General features: G+C 57.4%; 18 protein-coding genes. 2 read left to right on the forward strand and 16 right to left on the reverse strand.

What is annotated here, in order from left to right; translation table 11 throughout:
* Window positions 1–84: 84 nt before the first annotated feature.
* The 15 genes from leuB to ubiA form a co-directional block, all read right to left on the reverse strand.
* On the reverse strand, window positions 85–1,203 hold the full coding sequence (leuB, locus tag Abin_RS03450; RefSeq protein WP_048844954.1) for a 3-isopropylmalate dehydrogenase: 1,119 nt from the start codon (window positions 1,201–1,203) through the stop codon (window positions 85–87).
* Between the two features lie 17 nt (window positions 1,204–1,220).
* Complete coding sequence (gene leuD / locus Abin_RS03455; RefSeq protein WP_048844955.1) at window positions 1,221–1,844, reverse strand: 3-isopropylmalate dehydratase small subunit; 624 nt, start codon at window positions 1,842–1,844, stop codon at window positions 1,221–1,223.
* Window positions 1,844–3,247, reverse strand: coding sequence for a 3-isopropylmalate dehydratase large subunit (gene leuC, locus Abin_RS03460; RefSeq protein WP_048844956.1), 1,404 nt, complete (start codon window positions 3,245–3,247; stop codon window positions 1,844–1,846). The genes leuD and leuC overlap by 1 nt, the downstream gene beginning before the upstream one ends.
* Before the next feature lie 255 nt (window positions 3,248–3,502).
* Complete coding sequence (rplS, locus tag Abin_RS03465) at window positions 3,503–3,889, reverse strand: 50S ribosomal protein L19 (RefSeq protein ID WP_048844957.1); 387 nt, start codon at window positions 3,887–3,889, stop codon at window positions 3,503–3,505.
* Between the two features lie 14 nt (window positions 3,890–3,903).
* Window positions 3,904–4,656 (reverse strand): tRNA (guanosine(37)-N1)-methyltransferase TrmD, encoded by a 753-nt coding sequence (gene trmD, locus Abin_RS03470; RefSeq protein ID WP_048844958.1) that lies wholly within the window; start codon window positions 4,654–4,656, stop codon window positions 3,904–3,906.
* Window positions 4,653–5,195 carry a ribosome maturation factor RimM gene (rimM, locus tag Abin_RS03475; protein WP_048844959.1) on the reverse strand — a complete coding sequence of 181 codons (543 nt, stop codon included), beginning with the start codon at window positions 5,193–5,195 and terminating at the stop codon, window positions 4,653–4,655. Before rimM ends, trmD begins: the two co-directional genes overlap by 4 nt.
* 29 nt (window positions 5,196–5,224) lie before the next feature.
* Window positions 5,225–5,578: a 30S ribosomal protein S16 gene (gene rpsP / locus Abin_RS03480; RefSeq protein WP_048844960.1), complete on the reverse strand. Its 354-nt coding sequence runs from the start codon at window positions 5,576–5,578 to the stop codon at window positions 5,225–5,227.
* A gap of 46 nt (window positions 5,579–5,624) precedes the next feature.
* Window positions 5,625–7,019, reverse strand: coding sequence for a signal recognition particle protein (gene ffh, locus Abin_RS03485; protein WP_048844961.1), 1,395 nt, complete (start codon window positions 7,017–7,019; stop codon window positions 5,625–5,627).
* A 117-nt stretch (window positions 7,020–7,136) separates the two neighbouring features.
* Window positions 7,137–7,649, reverse strand: a complete 513-nt coding sequence (locus Abin_RS03490) for a Spy/CpxP family protein refolding chaperone (protein ID WP_048844962.1) — start codon at window positions 7,647–7,649, stop codon at window positions 7,137–7,139.
* A 427-nt stretch (window positions 7,650–8,076) separates the two neighbouring features.
* The gene (locus tag Abin_RS03495) at window positions 8,077–8,829 is read right to left on the reverse strand and encodes an ATP12 family chaperone protein (RefSeq protein ID WP_048844964.1); all 753 of its coding nucleotides are present in this window, start codon (window positions 8,827–8,829) and stop codon (window positions 8,077–8,079) included.
* Window positions 8,826–10,988 carry an AsmA family protein gene (locus Abin_RS03500; protein ID WP_048844965.1) on the reverse strand — a complete coding sequence of 721 codons (2,163 nt, stop codon included), beginning with the start codon at window positions 10,986–10,988 and terminating at the stop codon, window positions 8,826–8,828. Before Abin_RS03500 ends, Abin_RS03495 begins: the two co-directional genes overlap by 4 nt.
* A 36-nt stretch (window positions 10,989–11,024) precedes the next feature.
* On the reverse strand, window positions 11,025–12,008 hold the full coding sequence (locus tag Abin_RS03505) for an RluA family pseudouridine synthase (protein WP_048844966.1): 984 nt from the start codon (window positions 12,006–12,008) through the stop codon (window positions 11,025–11,027).
* Between the two features lie 10 nt (window positions 12,009–12,018).
* Window positions 12,019–13,389 (reverse strand): replication-associated recombination protein A, encoded by a 1,371-nt coding sequence (locus tag Abin_RS03510; RefSeq protein ID WP_048844967.1) that lies wholly within the window; start codon window positions 13,387–13,389, stop codon window positions 12,019–12,021.
* A gap of 185 nt (window positions 13,390–13,574) precedes the next feature.
* Window positions 13,575–14,153 carry a LolA family protein gene (locus Abin_RS03515; RefSeq protein WP_048845035.1) on the reverse strand — a complete coding sequence of 193 codons (579 nt, stop codon included), beginning with the start codon at window positions 14,151–14,153 and terminating at the stop codon, window positions 13,575–13,577.
* A 251-nt stretch (window positions 14,154–14,404) separates the two neighbouring features.
* On the reverse strand, window positions 14,405–15,328 hold the full coding sequence (gene ubiA / locus Abin_RS03520; protein ID WP_048844968.1) for a 4-hydroxybenzoate octaprenyltransferase: 924 nt from the start codon (window positions 15,326–15,328) through the stop codon (window positions 14,405–14,407).
* A gap of 253 nt (window positions 15,329–15,581) precedes the next feature.
* Between ubiA and Abin_RS03525 the strand changes: the two genes are divergently transcribed.
* Window positions 15,582–16,346: a 16S rRNA (uracil(1498)-N(3))-methyltransferase gene (locus tag Abin_RS03525; protein ID WP_048844969.1), complete on the forward strand. Its 765-nt coding sequence runs from the start codon at window positions 15,582–15,584 to the stop codon at window positions 16,344–16,346.
* 66 nt (window positions 16,347–16,412) lie between these two features.
* On the forward strand, window positions 16,413–17,840 hold the full coding sequence (locus Abin_RS03530) for a glutamate--cysteine ligase (protein WP_048844970.1): 1,428 nt from the start codon (window positions 16,413–16,415) through the stop codon (window positions 17,838–17,840).
* On the opposite strand, the gene Abin_RS03535 is transcribed toward Abin_RS03530, so the two are convergent.
* Window positions 17,841–19,232: an MFS transporter gene (locus Abin_RS03535; RefSeq protein WP_048844971.1), complete on the reverse strand. Its 1,392-nt coding sequence runs from the start codon at window positions 19,230–19,232 to the stop codon at window positions 17,841–17,843.
* Window positions 19,233–19,316 lie beyond the last annotated feature (84 nt).

The raw sequence follows: 19,316 nt of genomic DNA on the forward strand, positions 1-19,316 counted from the left end.
ATCGAACCGGAGAGGAAGAAGAGACGTTTCGCAGCCTGATTTGCCGCGAAAGCCAGAGGCGTTTCATGCCTCTGGCTCCCTTTTTTACTTCTGCAACTTGTCCAGTTCGCCCAGAATAGCATCGCCCATGACCGACGTGCTGACACGGGTTTTACCATCGCTCATGATATCGGCGGTGCGCAGGCCGCTTTCCAACACGTTAGAGACGGCATCTTCAATCAGTTGCCCTTCATCCTGCATGTTGAATGAATACCGCAGCAGCATGGCGAAGGAGAGGATCTGTGCAATCGGATTGGCAATGCCCTGCCCGGCAATATCCGGCGCGCTGCCGTGGATAGGTTCATAAAGTGCAGGCAGCTTACCGTGTGAATCAGCAGCCCCCAACGTGGCTGATGGCAGCATACCAAGGCTGCCAGTCAACATGGAGGCAAGGTCTGACAGAATATCACCAAACAGGTTGCCGGTTACAATCACATCAAACTGGCGCGGGTTACGCACCAACTGCATGGCGCAGTTATCTGCCAGCATATGTGACAGTTCGACATCCTTGTATTCACGGGCGTGAAGGTCGGTCACAACCTCTTTCCACAGCAGACCGCTTTCCATGACGTTGCATTTTTCAACCGAACAGACGCGGCCAGACCGTTTGCGGGCCAGATCAAACGCCACACGCGCGACACGTTCAATTTCAGAAGTCGTATAAACTTCGGTGTTGATGCCACGCTTGCTACCATCTGGCAGCGTTTCGATACCGCGTGGATTACCAAAGTAAATGCCGCCCACGGTTTCGCGCACAATCATGATATCCAGACCACGCACCACATCTGGCTTCAGCGTGCTGGCATCGACCAGAGCATCAAACACTTTGGCAGGACGCAGGTTGGCAAACAGAGCCAGTTCCTGACGCAGCTTGAGAATGGCCAATTCAGGACGTTTGTCAAAACCCACATGGTTCCAGCGCGGATCACCCACCGAACCAAACAGCACGGCATCGGCAGCACGGGCTTTTTCAATGACTTCATCCCGAATGGGCTCGCCATATTCGGCAAGGGAGGCTCCCCCCACCAGATCTTCCGTAATATCGAAAGAAAGACCCCGTTTTTCTTCCAGCCATGTGATGATGCGGGTGACTTCGCGCATCACTTCCGGGCCAATCCCGTCTCCGGGCAGAACGAGCAGTTTCTTGGCTGGTTGGGCAGTCATCGGGGTCTCCACTCTCATTACTCGAAAGAAATTTTCGGCATCCAGGGGCGTTCCCCTGCCACGGTCTGTTCAAAGACGGTAATTTCGCCTTCGTGCTGAAGCGTCTGGCCAATATCATCCAGCCCTTCAAGCAGCATGTGCTTGCGGAACGGATCAATTTCAAATGGCACTTCCTGCCCATCTGGCCGAATAACAACCTGCCGGGGTAGATCAACCGTCAGCCTGGCGTTGCTGCCCATAGCTGCATCGCCCATCAGCGCATCACAGATGTCACGCGGCAGACGAATGGGCAGAATACCGTTTTTGAAGCAGTTATTGAAAAAGATATCGGCAAAAGACGGTGCAATAACGCAGCGAATACCAAAATCAAGCAACGCCCAAGGCGCATGTTCACGCGATGATCCGCAGCCCAGATTATCATAAGTGACCAGAATTTCGGCCTGACGCCACGGCTGCTGATTCAGTACGAAGTCCGGGTTTTCAGAACCCTCGGCCAGATAGCGCATACTATCGAAGGCGTGTTTGCCTAGGCCGGTACGCTGTGTTGTTTTCAGAAACCGGGCGGGGATAATTTTGTCTGTATCAATATTGGCTTCAGGCAAAGCCGCCGCCACAGCAGACAGAACAGTGAATTTATCCATTATGCCAGTTCCCTTACGTCTGTCAGGCAACCAGTAACGGCCGCAGCAGCAGCCATGGCGGGCGAAAGCAGATGTGTGCGACCACCCGGCCCCTGACGGCCTTCAAAGTTACGGTTGGACGTCGAAGCACAACGCTGCCCCGGTGTCAGCCGGTCCGGGTTCATGCCCAGACACATGGAGCACCCAGCTTCACGCCATTCAAACCCTGCATCCAGAAAAATCTTGTCCAAACCTTCTTCTTCAGCCTGACGTTTCACCAGACCAGAGCCCGGAACAATCATGGCGCGCACACCGTCAGCCACCTTACGCCCCGCAGCAACATTTGCGGCCGCACGTAAATCTTCAATTCGGCTGTTGGTGCATGACCCGATAAACACGACATCGACAGGGGTGCCCGCAATTTTCTGCCCGGCATCCAGCCCCATATAATCCAGCATACGCTGCATCTGGACGCGCTTGGCTTCATCAGACTCCTGCGCCGGGTCTGGCACAGTGGCCGTGATTGGCAGCACTGTTTCCGGGCTGGTGCCCCATGTCAGGCTTGGGGCAATATCTTCAGCGCGTAGCGTGACTTCCGTATCAAAATGCGCCCCGTCATCTGATGAAAGGGTCCGCCAATAGGCAACCGCTTTATCAAAATCCTCACCTTTGGGGGCAAAGGGGCGGCCACGCACATAATCAAACGTCACATCATCCGGGGCAACCAGACCAGCCCGGGCACCTGCTTCAATCGACATGTTGCAGATGGTCATACGCCCGGCCATATCCAGCCCACGAATAGCAGAACCCGCAAATTCGATGACATGGCCTGTGCCGCCAGCGGTGCCAATATGACCAATAATGGCCAGCATTACGTCTTTGGCAGAAACACCAGCACCCAGTGTGCCTTCTACAGTCACGCGCATGTTCTTTGCGGGCCGTTGCAGAATGGTCTGCGTAGCCATGACATGTTCAACTTCGGATGTGCCGATGCCGAAGGCCAGCGCGCCCATTGCCCCGTGGGTGGAGGTATGAGAGTCACCGCATACAATCGTCATCCCCGGCAGAGAAATACCCTGCTCTGGCCCGACGACATGCACAATACCCTGATTGGCTGACAGCAGCGGAATATACGGGACGCCAAACTCCTTCACGTTCCGTTCCAGCGTTTCAATCTGGTTCCGGCTTTCTGGTTCCTCGATGGGCTGGGTGCGGTCAGATGTCGGGACGTTATGGTCGACCACAGCCACGGTCATTTCGGGGTGGCGCAGCTTACGGCCAGCAAGGCGCAGACCTTCAAATGCCTGCGGGCTGGTCACTTCGTGAAGAAGGTGACGGTCAATATAAAGGATAGAGGTGCCATCCGGCAGAGTCTCGACAACGTGGTGATCCCAGATTTTGTCGAACAACGTACGCGGCGCCATGGCCCTCCCCTTTCATGAAACGGTGCGGACTCGCGCAGACGCGCCTGAAATACCACACCCAGCAGGGCAAGCTTTTACCGCTGCAGGGTTCATCCAGCAATGACGCGCTATGCCGGAGAGGGGGCAAAACAGCTTATCTGACAGACGAAAAGACCCGCGCCTTCATCTTCTCAGCATCGCAAAGACCCGGCGGGCACAGGCCCAACCGGGTTTTTATAAAGAACAGGCCCGCCATAGGCAGGCCTTGTCCAGTTTTTAGCCAGCAGCAGCCGGTGCCACAACGTCACGCGGACGTTCAGCAATACGGGCAGATTTACCGCTACGGCCACGCAGATAGTACAGCTTTGCACGACGTACTTTACCGCGACGCACAACCTGAATTTCAGCAATGGTCGGTGCATACAGCGGGAACACGCGTTCAACGCCTTCACCGTTAGAGATTTTGCGCACGGTGAAGTTGCTGTTCAGACCTTTGTTAGAGCGGGCAATAACCACACCTTCAAAAGCCTGCAGACGCTTCCGTTCACCTTCAACAACGCGAACGGAAACGCGAACGGTGTCACCTGCGGCAAACACCGGTACTGCGCGTTCTGCTGTCAGACGCGCAATTTCGGCAGCTTCATACTGCTGAATAATGTTCATATCCGTATCCTTCCTCAAACCCCAGTATGGCGTGTCTGTCCGGACAGTCCGGCAGCAGTGGCCTCATTTTCTTCCCTGCGAGCCAGCCAGGCAGACCACAGGTCCGGCCGTCTTTCCCGCGTTATCTCTTCAGCCTGCTTCTGCCGCCATGCTGCAATTGCACCATGATTGCCTGAAAGCAGAACTTCCGGCACGTCATGCCCATCCCATACTGCGGGGCGGGTATAATGGGGGTATTCCAGCAGCCCGTCGGAAAAACTTTCCTCCACACCGCTTTCATCGCTCCCCATGACGCCGGGCAACAACCGGACGCATGCGTCCAGCAAAACCAGAGCAGCCGTCTCACCCCCGGAAAGAACATAATCCCCGATGGAGACCTGTTCTATGTTCCGGGCCTGCAGAACACGCTCATCCACACCTTCAAACCGACCACACAGCAGAACTACACCCGGCCCTTCGGCATAACGACTGACGTCGCGCTGGCGCAGGGGCCGACCGCGGGGCGTCATGAAGACACGCGGCACATCGGCGGGTGCCTGAACAGCAGACAGAGCGGCATCAACCACATCTGCCCGAATAACCATCCCGGCCCCGCCACCAAACGGCGTATCATCCACTGCCCGATGCCGCCCCAAGCCATGAGGGCGCAAATCATGCGGTGTGCATGACCATGTGCCTTCATTCAGCGCTCGCCCGGCCAATGACAGGCCAAGCGGCCCCGGAAACATTTCCGGGAAAAGGGTCAGCACCGTTGCCTGCCAGCTCATGCTGAAGGCTCGGCCGCTTTAGCACCACCTACGCCCCGCCCTTCCTCGCCCGCCACTTCAACAGGGCGAACAATGGTCAGAACGCGCCCGGCAAGATCAACTGCCGGAACACAAGCCCGCGTGAACGGAACCAGCAAACCGCCAGTCAGCTCCAGACTAGCCCCTGCGCCGTAGTCATGAACCATGACCACTTGCCCCAGAGACTGTCCTTCTTCCTGTGCCTCCATACCGATCAGATCGGCATGGTAGAATTCTTCTTCCTCAGGCTCGGGCAGAACATCGCGTGATACATAAAGACGTGTATTAACCAGCCCCTGTGCAGCCGTCCGGTCAGCAAGTGGCTGGCCCTGCGCATCACGCAGTTCCGCCACACCATCTGACCCGCGCCAGCGCAAGGACCAAGAGCGGCCCTGATCATCAACGAGTGCCTTATACGTCTCCAGCGTGGAGGAATCATCCGCGTAGCTATGCACGTGCACAAGGCCACGCACGCCATGCGGTCTTCCCACAACGCCAATCAGAATAAGGTCAGGACGCATGATCCGGTCTGCTCTGTCTGGCTTCAGCCTTAGGCAGCAGCAGCTTCGGCAGCTTTAGCAGCCGCAGCAGCGCGAGCCTGCGCTTTCTTTTTCGGTGCAGACTGCTTGGGCTGTTCGCTGTAAGCAGGCTTCGGAGCCAGACCAGCGTTACCCAGGAAGCGGGCTACACGGTCGGTCGGCTGTGCACCCTGAGAAAGCCAGTGGGTGATACGCTCACCAACCAGACGTACGCGTTCAGCGTGGTCAGACGGCAGCATCGGGTTGTATGCGCCAACCTTTTCAATGAAACGACCATCACGCGGTGAACGGCTGTCTGCCACAACAATGTGGTAGTACGGACGCTTCTTTGCACCAGCGCGGGCAAGACGAATTTTAAGACTCATTCAGACTTCTCCAAACCCAGAAAACTTCAGATAGAAACAGGCCGCTTTAGCGGAAGGGACGACCACCACCCGGCGGCCCTCCTCCCATCCCTTTAGGCATGAGCGCGGACATTCCCTGGCGCATGAGACCTTTCACGCCCAGCTTGTTAAAGCGCTTCATCATGTCGGACATCATATCAAACTGCTTCAGCAGCTTGTTGATTTCCTGAACAGTGGTTCCAGACCCGGCGGCAATACGCTTTTTGCGTGACGCCTTGATAATAGCCGGCGTTTTCCGCTCGGCCTTGGTCATGGATGAAATAATGGCAAGGTGACGCTTGAGAACAGACGTATCGAGGTCTTTATCCCCAAGGGCTTCCTTCAGCTTCCCCATACCCGGCAGCATACCAACAATACCCGAGATAGAACCCAGTTTGTTAATCTGCTTGATCTGGGACGCGTAATCATCAAGGTCGAACTTACCGGCCATCATTTTCTTGGCCAGGCGTTCGCCTTCTTCATGATCAAGCGTATCAGCCGCTTTTTCCACCAACCCGGCGATGTCACCCAGACCAAGGATACGGCCTGCAACACGTTCAGGGTGGAATTCTTCAAGCGCATCCAGCTTTTCGCCAGAACCCGTCAGCTTGATGGGTGCGCCTGTAATGGCCTTCATGGACAGCGCAGCACCACCGCGTGCGTCACCATCCATACGGGTCATGACAACACCGGTCACACCCACTGCCTCGTTAAAGGCTTTTGCGGTGTTCACGGCGTCCTGACCGGTCATGGCATCCACAACCAGCAGGGTTTCTGCGGGCTGGGTTGCTGCACGAACCTGCCGCACCTCTTCCATCAACGCTTCGTCAATGGACAGACGACCGGCAGTATCAAGGATGACGACGTCAAACCCTTCACGCCGTGCGGTATCAAGCGCGCGATGCGCAATTTCAACCGGGGTCTGACCCGCAACGATTGGCAGAGACGGCACACCAGCCTGCTGAGCCAACTGCGCCAACTGCAACTGCGCCGCAGGGCGCTGGGTATCCAGCGATGCCAGAAGCACCTTTTTGCGTTCGCGCGTTTTCAGCCGTAGCGCAATTTTACCGGACGTGGTGGTTTTACCTGACCCCTGCAACCCCACCATCAGCACTGGCACAGGTGGGACGGCATTCAGGTTGAGCGGAACCGCACCGGCACCACCCAGCGCGTCAATCAGGGCGTCGTTGACAATTTTGGCAACAGCCTGACCGGGAGAGATGCTTTCAAGCACCTCGGCACCCACGGCGCGTTCTTTAACTTTGTTTACGAAGTCTTTAACAACAGGCAGCGCAACGTCTGCGTCCAGCATAGCCAGACGGACCTCGCGCATTGCCTCCATAACATCGGCTTCAGACAGCGCACCACGTTTGGCGAGTCCGTCAAAAACCCCTGAAAGCCTGCCTGAGAGAGCCTCGAACAATAGCGTACCACCCCATAAGAAAACGCGCCACTGCGCGAGTACTCGCGGGGTGGCTGTCCTGATTTGAGAGAGGGGTTAAGCTACCCCCCTCTCCGAGTCAAGAAACTTCTGGCTTTATTACTTGCTGTCGTCCGGTGTGGACGGATGCTGCACTTCATGCAGCTGTTCCATCAGATCATGAATCTTGGCCTGACGGGCCTTGATCTGGGAAAGCTGTTCAGGTGTCAGCACATCATGAATCCGTTCTGCCACATCAAGATGGCGGGCTTCCTGCTGGGCACGCAGGGATGCCTGCTGCTGGAGCAGGGTATTGATCTGCTCACGATTGATGGGCCCGGGGTCTGTCAGCTGATCCTGAATCTGCTGGTGGATTTTACCCATATCGTTACGGATATCATCCGTCTGATCCTGATCATGCGCATCGCTCAGGATGGTCTCAATTTTTTTGCGCTGCTGCTTGGTCAGGGAAATACCTTCAAGCATGCTTAGGCCACCAGCACCCCACATGGGAGCACCATGAGAACCACCACCCAGCGAAGAAGGTGTGCCCGAGTGCGCAAAAACAGGCACAGCCGCACAGGAAAGCCCTGCAACAGCCAGTGCCGCCAGAACCTTATTTTTATATGCCATTGGCCTAAACCTCTCCTGAAAATCTGCTTTCAGCCTGCCACGAACAGTCTTTCAACCCAACCCGGCAAACCCGCATGCTGACACGCGTCTACTCTAGCAGGTTTCAGGTTAGCTCATGGAATAAAGAATGACAGCAACAGGAATGATGCCAAGCAGAAACCACGAACCCATGGCACAGGTTGCAAAAATATGTGCGGCGCGTGCCTGAACCCTGCCCCGCGCCCGTATGACAGGCAGCGAATGATCAGAATTGTCTGCGCTATATCTCTCAGATCGCATCACGTTTTCCCCGTTCGGTAACATGATAATTCAACCAACGAACATTGTTCGCCCTGCGTCTGGAAAACTGTCTAAAAATACACCGAGGCAAATTCATGGCAGCGATGACACATTCGCATCATGCAGGCGCTACCATGAGATAAAGTGGTTATCCTTGCTTCAGCAATATCAGGAAGCGCCCGGCATCCGCAACGTCACGCCCCATACGCGCAATCCGATCGGTAATTTCCGTATCTTCACCCCAGCGCTGCATCTGCGCCTGTTCATCAAGCGTGGCGCAGCCTGTCAGATCTTCTGGTGAGGCCTGTTGGTGCAGAAGCGCCAACCCAAGAACCAAACTACCTAATGCAGGTACGGCAACACCCAGAACCGCCAGTTCCGCATCGGATGCGCTTTCGAGCGTCTTTCGCAGCGCAGCGATCGCAGCGCCGCTCTGCTTGATCGGCATGACGCCGCCAGAAACAGCAAGCTTCGCGCCAAAGGTTTTTTCGCACCAAGCTAACCATGGATCCCAGCGTTCTTTTTGCTGACTTGAAAGATCAGACCAGTTTTCTGCGCGGTAGCACAGCAGATCACTGCCTGCGTAAGCCAGCAGACTTTCAATAACGCCTTCTCGCTGGTTTGGAATCCGCTCCAGCATGGAACCAGCGATTCTGGTCAGCGGCAGGTCTTCTGGCCTGAACAGACCGCCCGCTTCCTTACCTGCCGCTTGCCATTCCTCTGCCAGAGCCTGCGCCAGCGCGTTGCTTTCAACAGCCAGTGTTGTGCGTTCGGGCAATTTGACGGGACGGCCATCCAGTTCAACGGCGTATCCTGTTCCGGCTGGCACGATTGTTGCCTGCTTCCAGAATCGTTTCCGCCCGGCTGGGGCTGCAACGGGTGGCTTGATGTCATTGGTCATTTAAACAGCCCCAAGCCACGCAGCACGTTCATCACTTTTCCTTCCTTACCCGCCTTGGGGGGAGAGGCCGCAGGTCCGGTTCCCCCTTCCCGTGCAGAGGACAGCAAGGCAGGGCAATTATCATCGCCGCCATCGTTCCCGCCGATATTAATGCCATAGCGACCGCCGTAAGTGGGCTCCATCTGCGGCACGGGGGCTGCGAAGGTTCCTGTCACCCGCACGTCAGACCCGGCTGACGCTCCGCCCAGCGCAACGCGCGGCGACAGGTGCAGATCAAGCGCCTGATTTTCAAGCCCGACAGTGCCATGCCCATGCAGGGACAGAAAATCGCTTTCCAGCCCCAGCAGATCAATGGTGGCCCTCCCATCACTCAACTGCATATGTGTGCCAAAGCACCGCACCGGCATTCTGCCTTTGACGGGAATATTCTGCCCCACCATTGCCCGCAGGGCGGGGCCGCCCAGTGCGCCATCAACCACCGATGCACCAATATGGCCATTCAGGCTTTTACGCCGGGTTGCTTCATCATCCCCCTGCATGGAGACAGCCCCGACAAGCGTCAACGCCCCCTGCATAAGGGATGGAACGCCCGCCCATTCCTGCACAAACTCAACCGGCAGAATGACAGGATGTGCCGCAACATCCATTTGGGGCGCCGCGCCCGATGCGTCATACGCAAAACGGCCAGACTGCTGAACTCCAGAACCCTGCGCCGTAATCGGGTCAGCAACCAGTTTGCTGTTCTGCACAACAATATGGCTTGAAACCTGCGTCCATGTCAGGCCACGCCATGTCACATGCGGGCTTTGAGCATCTACGGCCCCCGTAACACCACGAATAACATGAGGAGCATCGTGTTCATGCACCAGCGCCTTTGTATCAGGCGTTTCAACATGACCATCGATTTTCAGGTCATCAATCGTGGGGCGGTTATCGCCTAAAGCCAGATGTTCAAGAACACCATGCACATCAAGCGCGGAGTGGCCGCCCCCCAGTGTCCCTGCAACACGTAGGCTGGACGCGCCATCCATAATCATCAGGTCTGCGGGCATATCAGTCTGCTCTGGCGCCAGCGCCAATGCCGTGACCTGCGCCAGCGTGCCAACAGTGCCGCGCAGCCCAAGCGCCTGTGCTCCAAGCTTGCCATCCAGCACGACGGATAATCTGTCCTCCGGTCGTGTGGCATCCAGTGTCAGGCGGCTGATGCTCGCCGCAGGGATAATTCGGCTGGCATCAATTTGCGCGGTGCGGACATGAAGCCCCTGCACAACCGGCTGCTCTCCCTGCCCGCCGATAATAGCATCAACAGAAATATTCTGCCCATCCGGAAGGGCCGCATGCGGAAAGAAGCTTTCAAGCGCCTGAAGCTGCCCAAGCGACCCACCAAAATTCAAGGCATAGCTGCGCTTGCCTTCGGGGTCAGCCACAGACCCATCAAGATGAGCCAACCCCGCCGGTTTCCCATCCACCGTAAAGGATAATCTGGCCTGCACGGGCAGCGTTTCTGCCATAGTGGGGAATATCTGCCCGGTCTGGCCGGTCAGCACAAAAGCGCCGTTGCCTTTGGTTGCCTTAACCTCAAACTCTGGCTTGCTGCTATCAAGGTTCTTGATCTCTACCAAATCAAGCGGCACCCAGCCTGACCGATGGCGCAGCAGATCCTGCCACTGCACATCTGCCTTACTGACCTGAATGCCAGTCATGCCCAGATTCCAGTGCATGGTCCCTGATGACACGCGGCCTGCCGGTGCATCTGACGGAACATCCGGCTGGGGTGTAAACTGCCAGTCTGCCCGGCCATCAGCCAGACGACGCACCGAAACATGCGGCTGGATAATGCTGACATCGTTCAGCACAATCCGGTGCTGAAACAGCGGCAACAGCGCCAGACGGGCACGGACCTCGCCCGCGGTCAGCATATCCGGGCCGCCTTCTTCCACACCGGAAAGTCTGACCCCTCGCGCTTCAATCCACGGGAAAGGCAGAATCCAGACATGCAGCCTATCAATATTTAAATGCCGGCCTGTACGCTGCTCAACGGCCGCAGCCAACCGGACGCGCATCCAGTTTGCATCCTGCATGGAGGAGACAACGCTACCGCCCCCCACCAGAACAACGGCGGCACCAGCCAACAGGCCCAGCTTCCATTTCAGCCGCATGTCTTTGTCTCCTGCATCAACCGGGTTTGTCTTACCTTAGCCGCCACGTCGGACGGGTTTGGGTGTTGTACCCGGCGTAAAGCCCAAAGCCCGGAATGTCTCACGCATATGCGGCGGCAATTCGGCGGTAAGGGTTAAGCGGCCGCCAGCGGGATGTGGCATATCCAGCTCACGCGCATGCAAATGAAGCTGATCTATAAATCCATCCACATGGGCAGTTGCACCGCCATATTTCGGGTCACCCAAAATGGGTGTGCCCAGCGATTCACAATGCACACGCAGCTGGTGCGTGCGCCCTGTCAGCGGTGACAATGCCAGCCATGAAAACTTACGGGCCGCCGAGTCTACCACTTCGTAGGTGGTGCGAGCGTATTGTCCGTCCGGGTCCTTACGATCTGCCGCCACCATAATCGCGTTGGCACCGACTCCAAGCCGTGCAAGGGGCTGGTCAATTTCACCTGCCTGCGGGTCCGGGCGCCCCACGACAACTGCCCAATAGGTTTTTTTGACGTCACGCCCGCGGAATGCCTCTGCCAACTTAGCAGCGACACCCGGCGTACGGGCCAGCAGCAACAGCCCTGACGTGTCGCGGTCAATACGATGCACCAGACGCGGGCGCGGGTCATCCGGGTTGGCGCGCAGGCCATCCAGCATCATGTCCACATGCTTGGTAATGCCGGGGCCGCCCTGCACCGCCAGACCCGCAGGTTTGTTCAGAACAATAACCTGCTTGTCCTGATACAGAACCATGCCTTTGATTTCCCGCACAAGGCGTTCATCAAGCTGGCGGGGCACATCTGGCGCTGGCTTGGCGGCCTGCGGGATGGGCGGCACACGCACCGACTGGCCGGGTTGCAGCCGCGTCGAAGCCTCAACACGCTTGCCCTCAACCCGAATCTGCCCGGTACGGCACAGTTTCTGAAGCGCCCCCTGCGTCAAATGCGGGTAATGGCGACGAAAATAGCGATCAAGACGAATATCCGCCTCGTCTTCGCTTACGGTCAGAATCACAACACTCATGGCACGATATTCACGACTGACGCCGATCCCGCAAGCGGGACCATGTTTCCAGCCTATGCCGGACCTCCCGCTCATAGCCTCGGCCTGTTGGGTTATAGAAGGTCTGCCGCTTCATGCCGTCTGGAAAATAGTTCTGACCAGAAAAGCCTTCTTCGGCATCGTGATCATATTCATAGCCCTTTCCATACCCGATATCCTGCATCAGCCGGGTGGGCGCATTGAGAATATGCGCGGGTGGCATCAGACTGCCTGTGGCCTTCGCTGCGCGGCGTACCGCACCGTATGCCTTATAGACCGCGTTTGATTTCGGGGCCGTGGCCAGATGCACCACAAGTTGCGCCAGTGCCAATTCCCCCTCCGGCGAGCCAAGACGCTCATACGTCTCCCACGCGGCAATGGCTAATGGCAGGGCATGGGGGTCAGCCATCCCCACATCCTCGGCCGCAAAGCGAGTCATGCGACGGGCCAGATAACGCGGATCTTCCCCGCCTTCCAGCATACGGGCAAACCAATACAGGGCGGCATCGGGGTCTGACCCACGCAGGGATTTATGCAGCGCGGAAATCAGATTGTAATGTTCTTCCCGGTCACGGTCATACAGCACGGCCCGTTTGGCCAGAAGGCGCGCCAATGCCTGTGCATCAAGCGGTTTTTCCGCTTTCAGGTTCAGAAGCTGCTCCACCATATTCAACAGATACCGCCCATCGCCATCGGCCATGGCCCGCAACGTAGCGCGAGCTTCCTCGGTCAAAGGTAGGGGGCGTTCAGTTTCTTCCTCTGCCCGCGCCAGAAGGGCTTCCATCGCGGCATCATCCAGCCGGTTCAGCACCATTACCTGACAGCGTGACAGCAAAGCAGAGTTCAGCGCGAAAGACGGATTCTCCGTCGTGGCCCCTACCAGCACAATGGTGCCGTCTTCCACCACCGGCAGAAAACCATCTTGCTGGGCCCGGTTAAAGCGATGAATTTCATCCACAAACAGCAGCGTCCCGCCGCCGACCTCCGCCTGCCGGCGGGCATTTTCAAAGGCTTTTTTCAGGTCTGCGACGCCGGAAAAAACGGCAGAAAGCTGAACAAATTTCAGGCCAGCCGCCTGCGCCAGAAGACGGGCAATCGTGGTTTTACCAACCCCCGGGCCGCCCCATAAAATCAGACTGGCCAGTGACCCGCGTTCCAGCATACGGGTCAGGCTACCTTCTGGGCCGAGTAGATGCCCCTGCCCCACCACGTCTTCCAGTTTGTTAGGGCGCAACCTGTCTGCAAGCGGTTGATTGGGGGCTGGACGAGCAGACCCGGCAGACGTCACATTGTCAAAAGTCGGCGCGGGGGCATCCTGCCCAAAAAGATCTCCCCCCATGGGCGTGGTGCGCCGTGCCGTCATACCTAAAGCCTGCCTTGCTCTCTTCATTCAGATAGACTGCGGGGAGTTAGTCCTAATACCCCTCACCGCAGGTTCTGTCTCTCTGCGTCCCTATATCGGCCTGCCAGACTGTTTTTTCCAGCCATACCCCGCAAAGAAGGCCCATCAGCCTACGCCATACCCAAATAGCAGAACGCTGCCGCCGGTTATTCCGGCTGGGCAGGCAAGGCAAACGTGTCGGGGGGGATAGCGATGCCCGTATGCACATCAAACAGGGTCACGCGTGTTTCACGCCCCTGCGCGTCCAGCACGCTCCATGACCGAAGGGCCAGTGGTTTGTCATGGAAAACCAGCGTCAGGCTGCCGTCTCCGGGCGAGGACGTCCGCACAAGTGACACCTGAACAAGGCCACCTTCGTGAGCAAAACCCGTAACTGTCACATCGTCAGACAGGCTGACATGCTGGCGCAGAAGAAGCCCCAAGGGTGTGCGTTCCATTGGGATAACCGTGGTCTGATCCAACTGGTTATCACGAAACACCACCTTGCCCTCGTTCGCCACCAGGAGCAGCGGGGTTGGCGGGTCATACGCCAGACGCATCTGGCCGGGGCGTTTCATCCACACAACGCCCGTTGTGCGTTTTCCATCTGCATCAAGCTGCTGCATCCGCGCCTGAAACGTGCTGGCACTATTGAGTGTCTGCTCAATCTTGGCCAGCCATGCACGATCAGTATCAGACAGGACAGCCGCTTCAGGCGCTACGGCATCCTGTTGAGGCACAGACATACGGGCCCCAGCCCCCTGCGCCATGACGACCGGAGCACATGACAGCGCCAGAACTGGCAGCAGCACAGCAACGCCTGCCATCAATCCACGACGAGACAGAAAAAAATCACGCGAAACCAAAGTCATGTCTTATGCTCTTCCTATCTGCGCCATGCGCTGGCCACTCTGGCCAGCAGACACAGGCTCAATGCCTTTTATTATGGCAATGTGGGCCGCAGGATAACAGGGGCCACACTCAAACAGCCTACCGCTTAAACCGCCACAAGCCCGACAAGCAGGGCCAGAGCCACTGCCAAACCGATTTCACGGCTGAACCGGAACTGCCGCAGGCAGAGTGCCGGGTCGGCCGGGTTCACGCTCCCTGCCTGCAGTGCCAGCAGCGCAATGGGTAAAAGCAATGCTGGCCAGAAGAGCAGACCGACACCTGCCAATGCCCCAGCAACTGCCAATAAAACGACCATGCCCGCATAGCAGGTTCCGATAAATCCGCGCGCGCGGGAAGCCCACAGGCGAGAGGTCGATTTTACGCCAATGCGGGCATCATCCTCCATATCCTGAAAGCCGTAGATTGTATCAAAACCCAACTGCCACAGAATGGTTGCGCCATAGAGCGCGGCCTGCGCCCATGACAGATACCCCGCCGCTGCCGCATACCCCATCGGTGCGCCAAACCCGAACGTAAACCCCATGACCAACTGCGGCCACCAGGTAAAACGCTTGGCCAGCGGGTAAAGCGCCACCAGCAACAGGGACGACACCCCCAGCAGGCACGAAAGCCCGTTCAACTGAACCAGAATACCCAGCCCGATAAGCAGAAGCAGCAACAGGAACAGGGCCGCATGCCGCATGCTCAGCGCACCAGACGCCAAGGGTCGCCCCGCCGTGCGGGCCACCTGCCGGTCAATATCGCGGTCCCACATGTCATTGACCACGCACCCGGCTGCGCGCATGACGAGGCTACCGACCCCAAACAGAATAATCAGCCGCACGCGCTCTGCCACAGCGACGTCGTGCGGCAGAAGAATCCCCCATACACCTGGCAGAAACAGCAGCCATGTGCCAATGGGTCTATCAAGACGCGCCAGCAGCGCATAAGGACGCAATGAGGGTGGCAGGCGAGAAATCCACCCGGTGACCTTGATATCAGTATGCGGGGAAGAAGCTGATACAGACACGAATCTGGCTGATCCTTGGCAAGACAGAAAGCTGGTAGAATACGGCCCGCATAAGGGTGGGGGTGGCCATAGCCAACAAAGTGACCTCTGGCAGGCCCATACTCTACGGCACCAGTGTAATAGAAACATTGTCTCTATTACACAAACTGGGTCGCCCGGAAGCTCTTTGCATAACGGTACAGATCAGCCTAAACCGAAAACTCCTTCATCGCGGGGCCTCTGCCCTCCGTTCCCATAACAGAACCGTCCGAGCATGAGCGACCACGCCCACCTTCCCCGCCTTTATCTGCCTGCAGACACCGCACCAGATGCGACAGAAGGCACGTCTTGCCCTCTGTTACCGGCACAGGCCCGCTATCTGGGCACTGTTCTGCGCAGACAGATGGGCGAGCCTGTTCGTGTTTTTAACGAACAGATGGGCGAATGGCTGGCCACGTTGGGTGATATTCGCAAAGACAAAGGCAGCCTGACCTTCACGGAACGTCTGCGCATCCCTTCGGCACAACCGGGTCTGGTGCTGGCCTTTGCGCTGTTAAAGCGCGATGCGACCGACCTTGTGTTGCGGATGGGCACGGAACTGGGCGTCACGTCATTCCTGCCCATTATGACAGAGCGCACCAATACACACCGGGTGAATTTGGAGCGTTTAACCGCTATTGCCACCGAAGCTGCGGAACAATGCGAACGTCTGGATATCCCGCATGTTGCGGAACCCTGCGCGCTTACGGCCCTGTTGGGGTCATGGCCCGAAGGTAGCCGTCTGTTTACGGCCATTGAACGCGCACAAGACCGCAATATTGAAGCTCCCGTTTCTTTTCGCGCCACGCGGGCTGGCGACGGGCTGCTGATTGGGCCGGAGGGAGGTTTCAGTGATACGGAATGTCAGGCTCTTTTGGCCCGGTCTTTTGTTACCCCTGTTTCTCTTGGCGCTCTGGTGCTACGGGCAGATACCGCTGTCGCCGCGGGGCTTGCGTTAATGGGCGATGGCTTGCGCTCTGCGCAAGATCAGTCAGAATAACCTTACCTCTCCGTTTTTGGTCCGGGTTTCCGCTTCGGACTGACTTTCAAGGAACAGTACGCTCTCATGTCCAATGCTGGTGCCCAAGACGATACGCCTGTCCGCTCTGTTTCGCAGTTGGCCGAAATTCTGGCGCAAGGGTGCAAACCTCGTGACTCATGGCGCATTGGCACCGAGCATGAGAAATTTGGCTTCATACGCCCTGAAGCCGCCAGCAATGGCAGCAATCCGCAGGGCGGCCGCCCGGCCTATGCCGCGCCCCCTTACGCCCCCGCTGGCATTGAAGACCTGCTGATTGGCCTGCAAAAAAATAGCCCGGACGACTGGCAGCCTATTATCGACGCAGGAAGCATTATCGGCCTGAAAGGCCAGAACGACGCCAAAGGCGCTGGTATTTCGCTGGAACCGGCCGGGCAGTTCGAATTATCAGGTGCACCATTACGCACCCTGCACGAAACCGCGCAGGAACTGACAGACCATTACGAAACACTGCGTCCGCTGGCGCGTAAGCTGGGGTTGGGGTTCTCCGCCCTTGGGTTCCACCCTACCGCCACGCGCGCAGACCTGCCGTGGATGCCAAAGTCGCGCTATGCCATCATGCGCGACTATATGCCCAAGGTTGGCAAGCTGGGGCTGGACATGATGCAGCGCACCTGCACGGTGCAGGTCAATCTGGATTTCGGGTCTGAGCAAGACATGGTGCGCAAAATGCAGGTGTCTCTGGCCCTTCAGCCAGTTGCAACAGCCCTGTTTGCGAACTCTCCCTTTGTCGAGGGTAAGCCCAACAATTTCCTGTCAAACCGTGCGCGTATCTGGACCGATACAGATAACGCACGCGCCGGCATGCCTGCCTGCGTGTTTGAAAAAGACTTCAGCTTTGAACGCTATGCTGAATGGGCGCTGGACGTGCCCATGTATTTCATCATGCGGAATGGCAAGATGCGTAACGTGGCCGGACGCTCTTTCCGCGCCTGGATAAATGGTGATCGTCAGGACGGGCTAGAAGACGTCACACCAACGCTGGGTGACTTTGAAGACCACCTGACAACAGCTTTCCCTGACGTGCGGCTGAAACAGTTTCTGGAAATGCGTGGTGCGGACGCCGGATCATATGAAATGATGATGGCGCAGTCGGCCCTGTGGGTCGGGCTGCTGTATGACGATGCCGCCCTTGAAGCTGCTTACGAACTGGTGCGTGAACGCCCGTGGGAAGATTACGTCAAACTGCGTTCGCTTGTGCCCATGCAGGCGCTGGATACCCCATGGGGTGAAGGCACAGTGCGTGACCTTGCAGCGCAGATGGTTGGTATTGCAATGGACGGCTTACAGGGCCGTGGCCATGTTGATGACAACGGCGTGGAAGAATGGGCTTATCTGGCCCCCCTTACCGCGCTGGCTGCCGGAGCCCCCACACAGGCCGAACGCTGGCTGGAACGCTATTATGGCGCATGGATGGGCGACACCAGCCGCATCTTCCTGGAAAGCGAAATCTGATCACCCCCGCATAAACAGGCGGCTTGCGCTTAAAGCCGCCGCACTTGCCGCCACACAGGCTGCCGCCAGCAAGCAGGCATGAGCACCTTCATGGGCAAACAGTACAAAAAAGGCAGCAACCCCCATAGCCCCAAAAGCCTGCCCGGCCTGACGTGCCACCTGCACCATACCGCTGGCCCCACCGGCGCGAGCATGCGACACTGAAACCATCATGGCCCGGTTGTTCGGGGGCTGGAAAAACCCAAAACCCCAACCAGCAACCCACGTCCGCCACGCAATATCAAAAACTGATGGCTGTAATGGCAGAAGCCACAGCAGAATGAAGCCCGTCGCGGTAACAGACAACCCGATGGAGGAAAGCACCCCAGCGGAAACCGTATCGGCAAAGCGTCTGACCACGGGTGCGGAACACATGATACCAATTGGCCACGGCGTAATCAGCAGACCTGTCAAGGCAGCGCTTAAGCCCAGTTCATCATGCAGTGTGAACGGCATGGATATGATGTAAAAATTGGAGGCCACAAACCCCAGAAAGCCTGTCACAAATGCCACGGCAAAATCCGAGCGTATCAGCAGATCAACCGGCAGAATGGGCTGTGGTGCCTCAGCTTCCCGCCGTACCAGCGCAATACCCGCCCCCAGACCGATAGCAATCAGACTGACAGATAACGCAACATTGCCGTGGTGGGAGAGTTCATCAAACCCCATCACGAAGGAACCAACACCCAGAATGCACAGGAAACTGCCCAGAATGTCAGACTTCTGGTTGGTGCGCGGTGTTTCCGGCAACGCTTTGAACGCCATACCCAGCGCCAGCGCCCCCAGCGGCAGATTGATCCAGAACAACCATGGCCAAGTAGCGACACTGAGAATAATGGCCGCAGCCGTTGGCCCTAACGCCACCCCCACGGCAATTGTCACGCCATTCAGGGCGATGCCCCGACCAATTTCTGCATGCGGGTAAATGAAGCGGATGAGCGCAATATTCACGCTCATTATGCAGGCACCGCCAATGCCCTGCAAAACACGTGCCCCCGCCAGCATGGGAAGAGACGTTGCTGTGGCACACAGCAAGGACGATGCCATGAACAGAATAATCCCGGCCCGGCACAGCCGTGCAAACCCGACCCGGCTTCCCAACGACGCTAGCGGCAGTAAGGATACCAGACTGGCAAGCTGATACGCATTTACCACCCAGATGGATGAAGACGCCGATGCTTTCAAATCTTGGGCAATATCGGGCAGCGCTACATTGGCAATCGCGTAATCAAGCAGTGCCAGCAAGACAGCCAGCGAAACAGCCATCATGGCCCACAGCCGGGCAGAACCATGCAGACCATCTGGCAGTTTGGGTTGGGTGACACGCGCAACGGGGGGCGCAAGATCAGTCATGGGTTGGTGTGGCTCCTTTGCCATATCTCTCATGGGCTTGCGCTAGGCGCTTCTGTGCCACCCTCACACTCAAAGAGAAAGTCT

Origin of the sequence: Acetobacter indonesiensis, assembly GCF_000963945.1 — a bacterium.
Lineage (GTDB): Bacteria > Pseudomonadota > Alphaproteobacteria > Acetobacterales > Acetobacteraceae > Acetobacter > Acetobacter indonesiensis.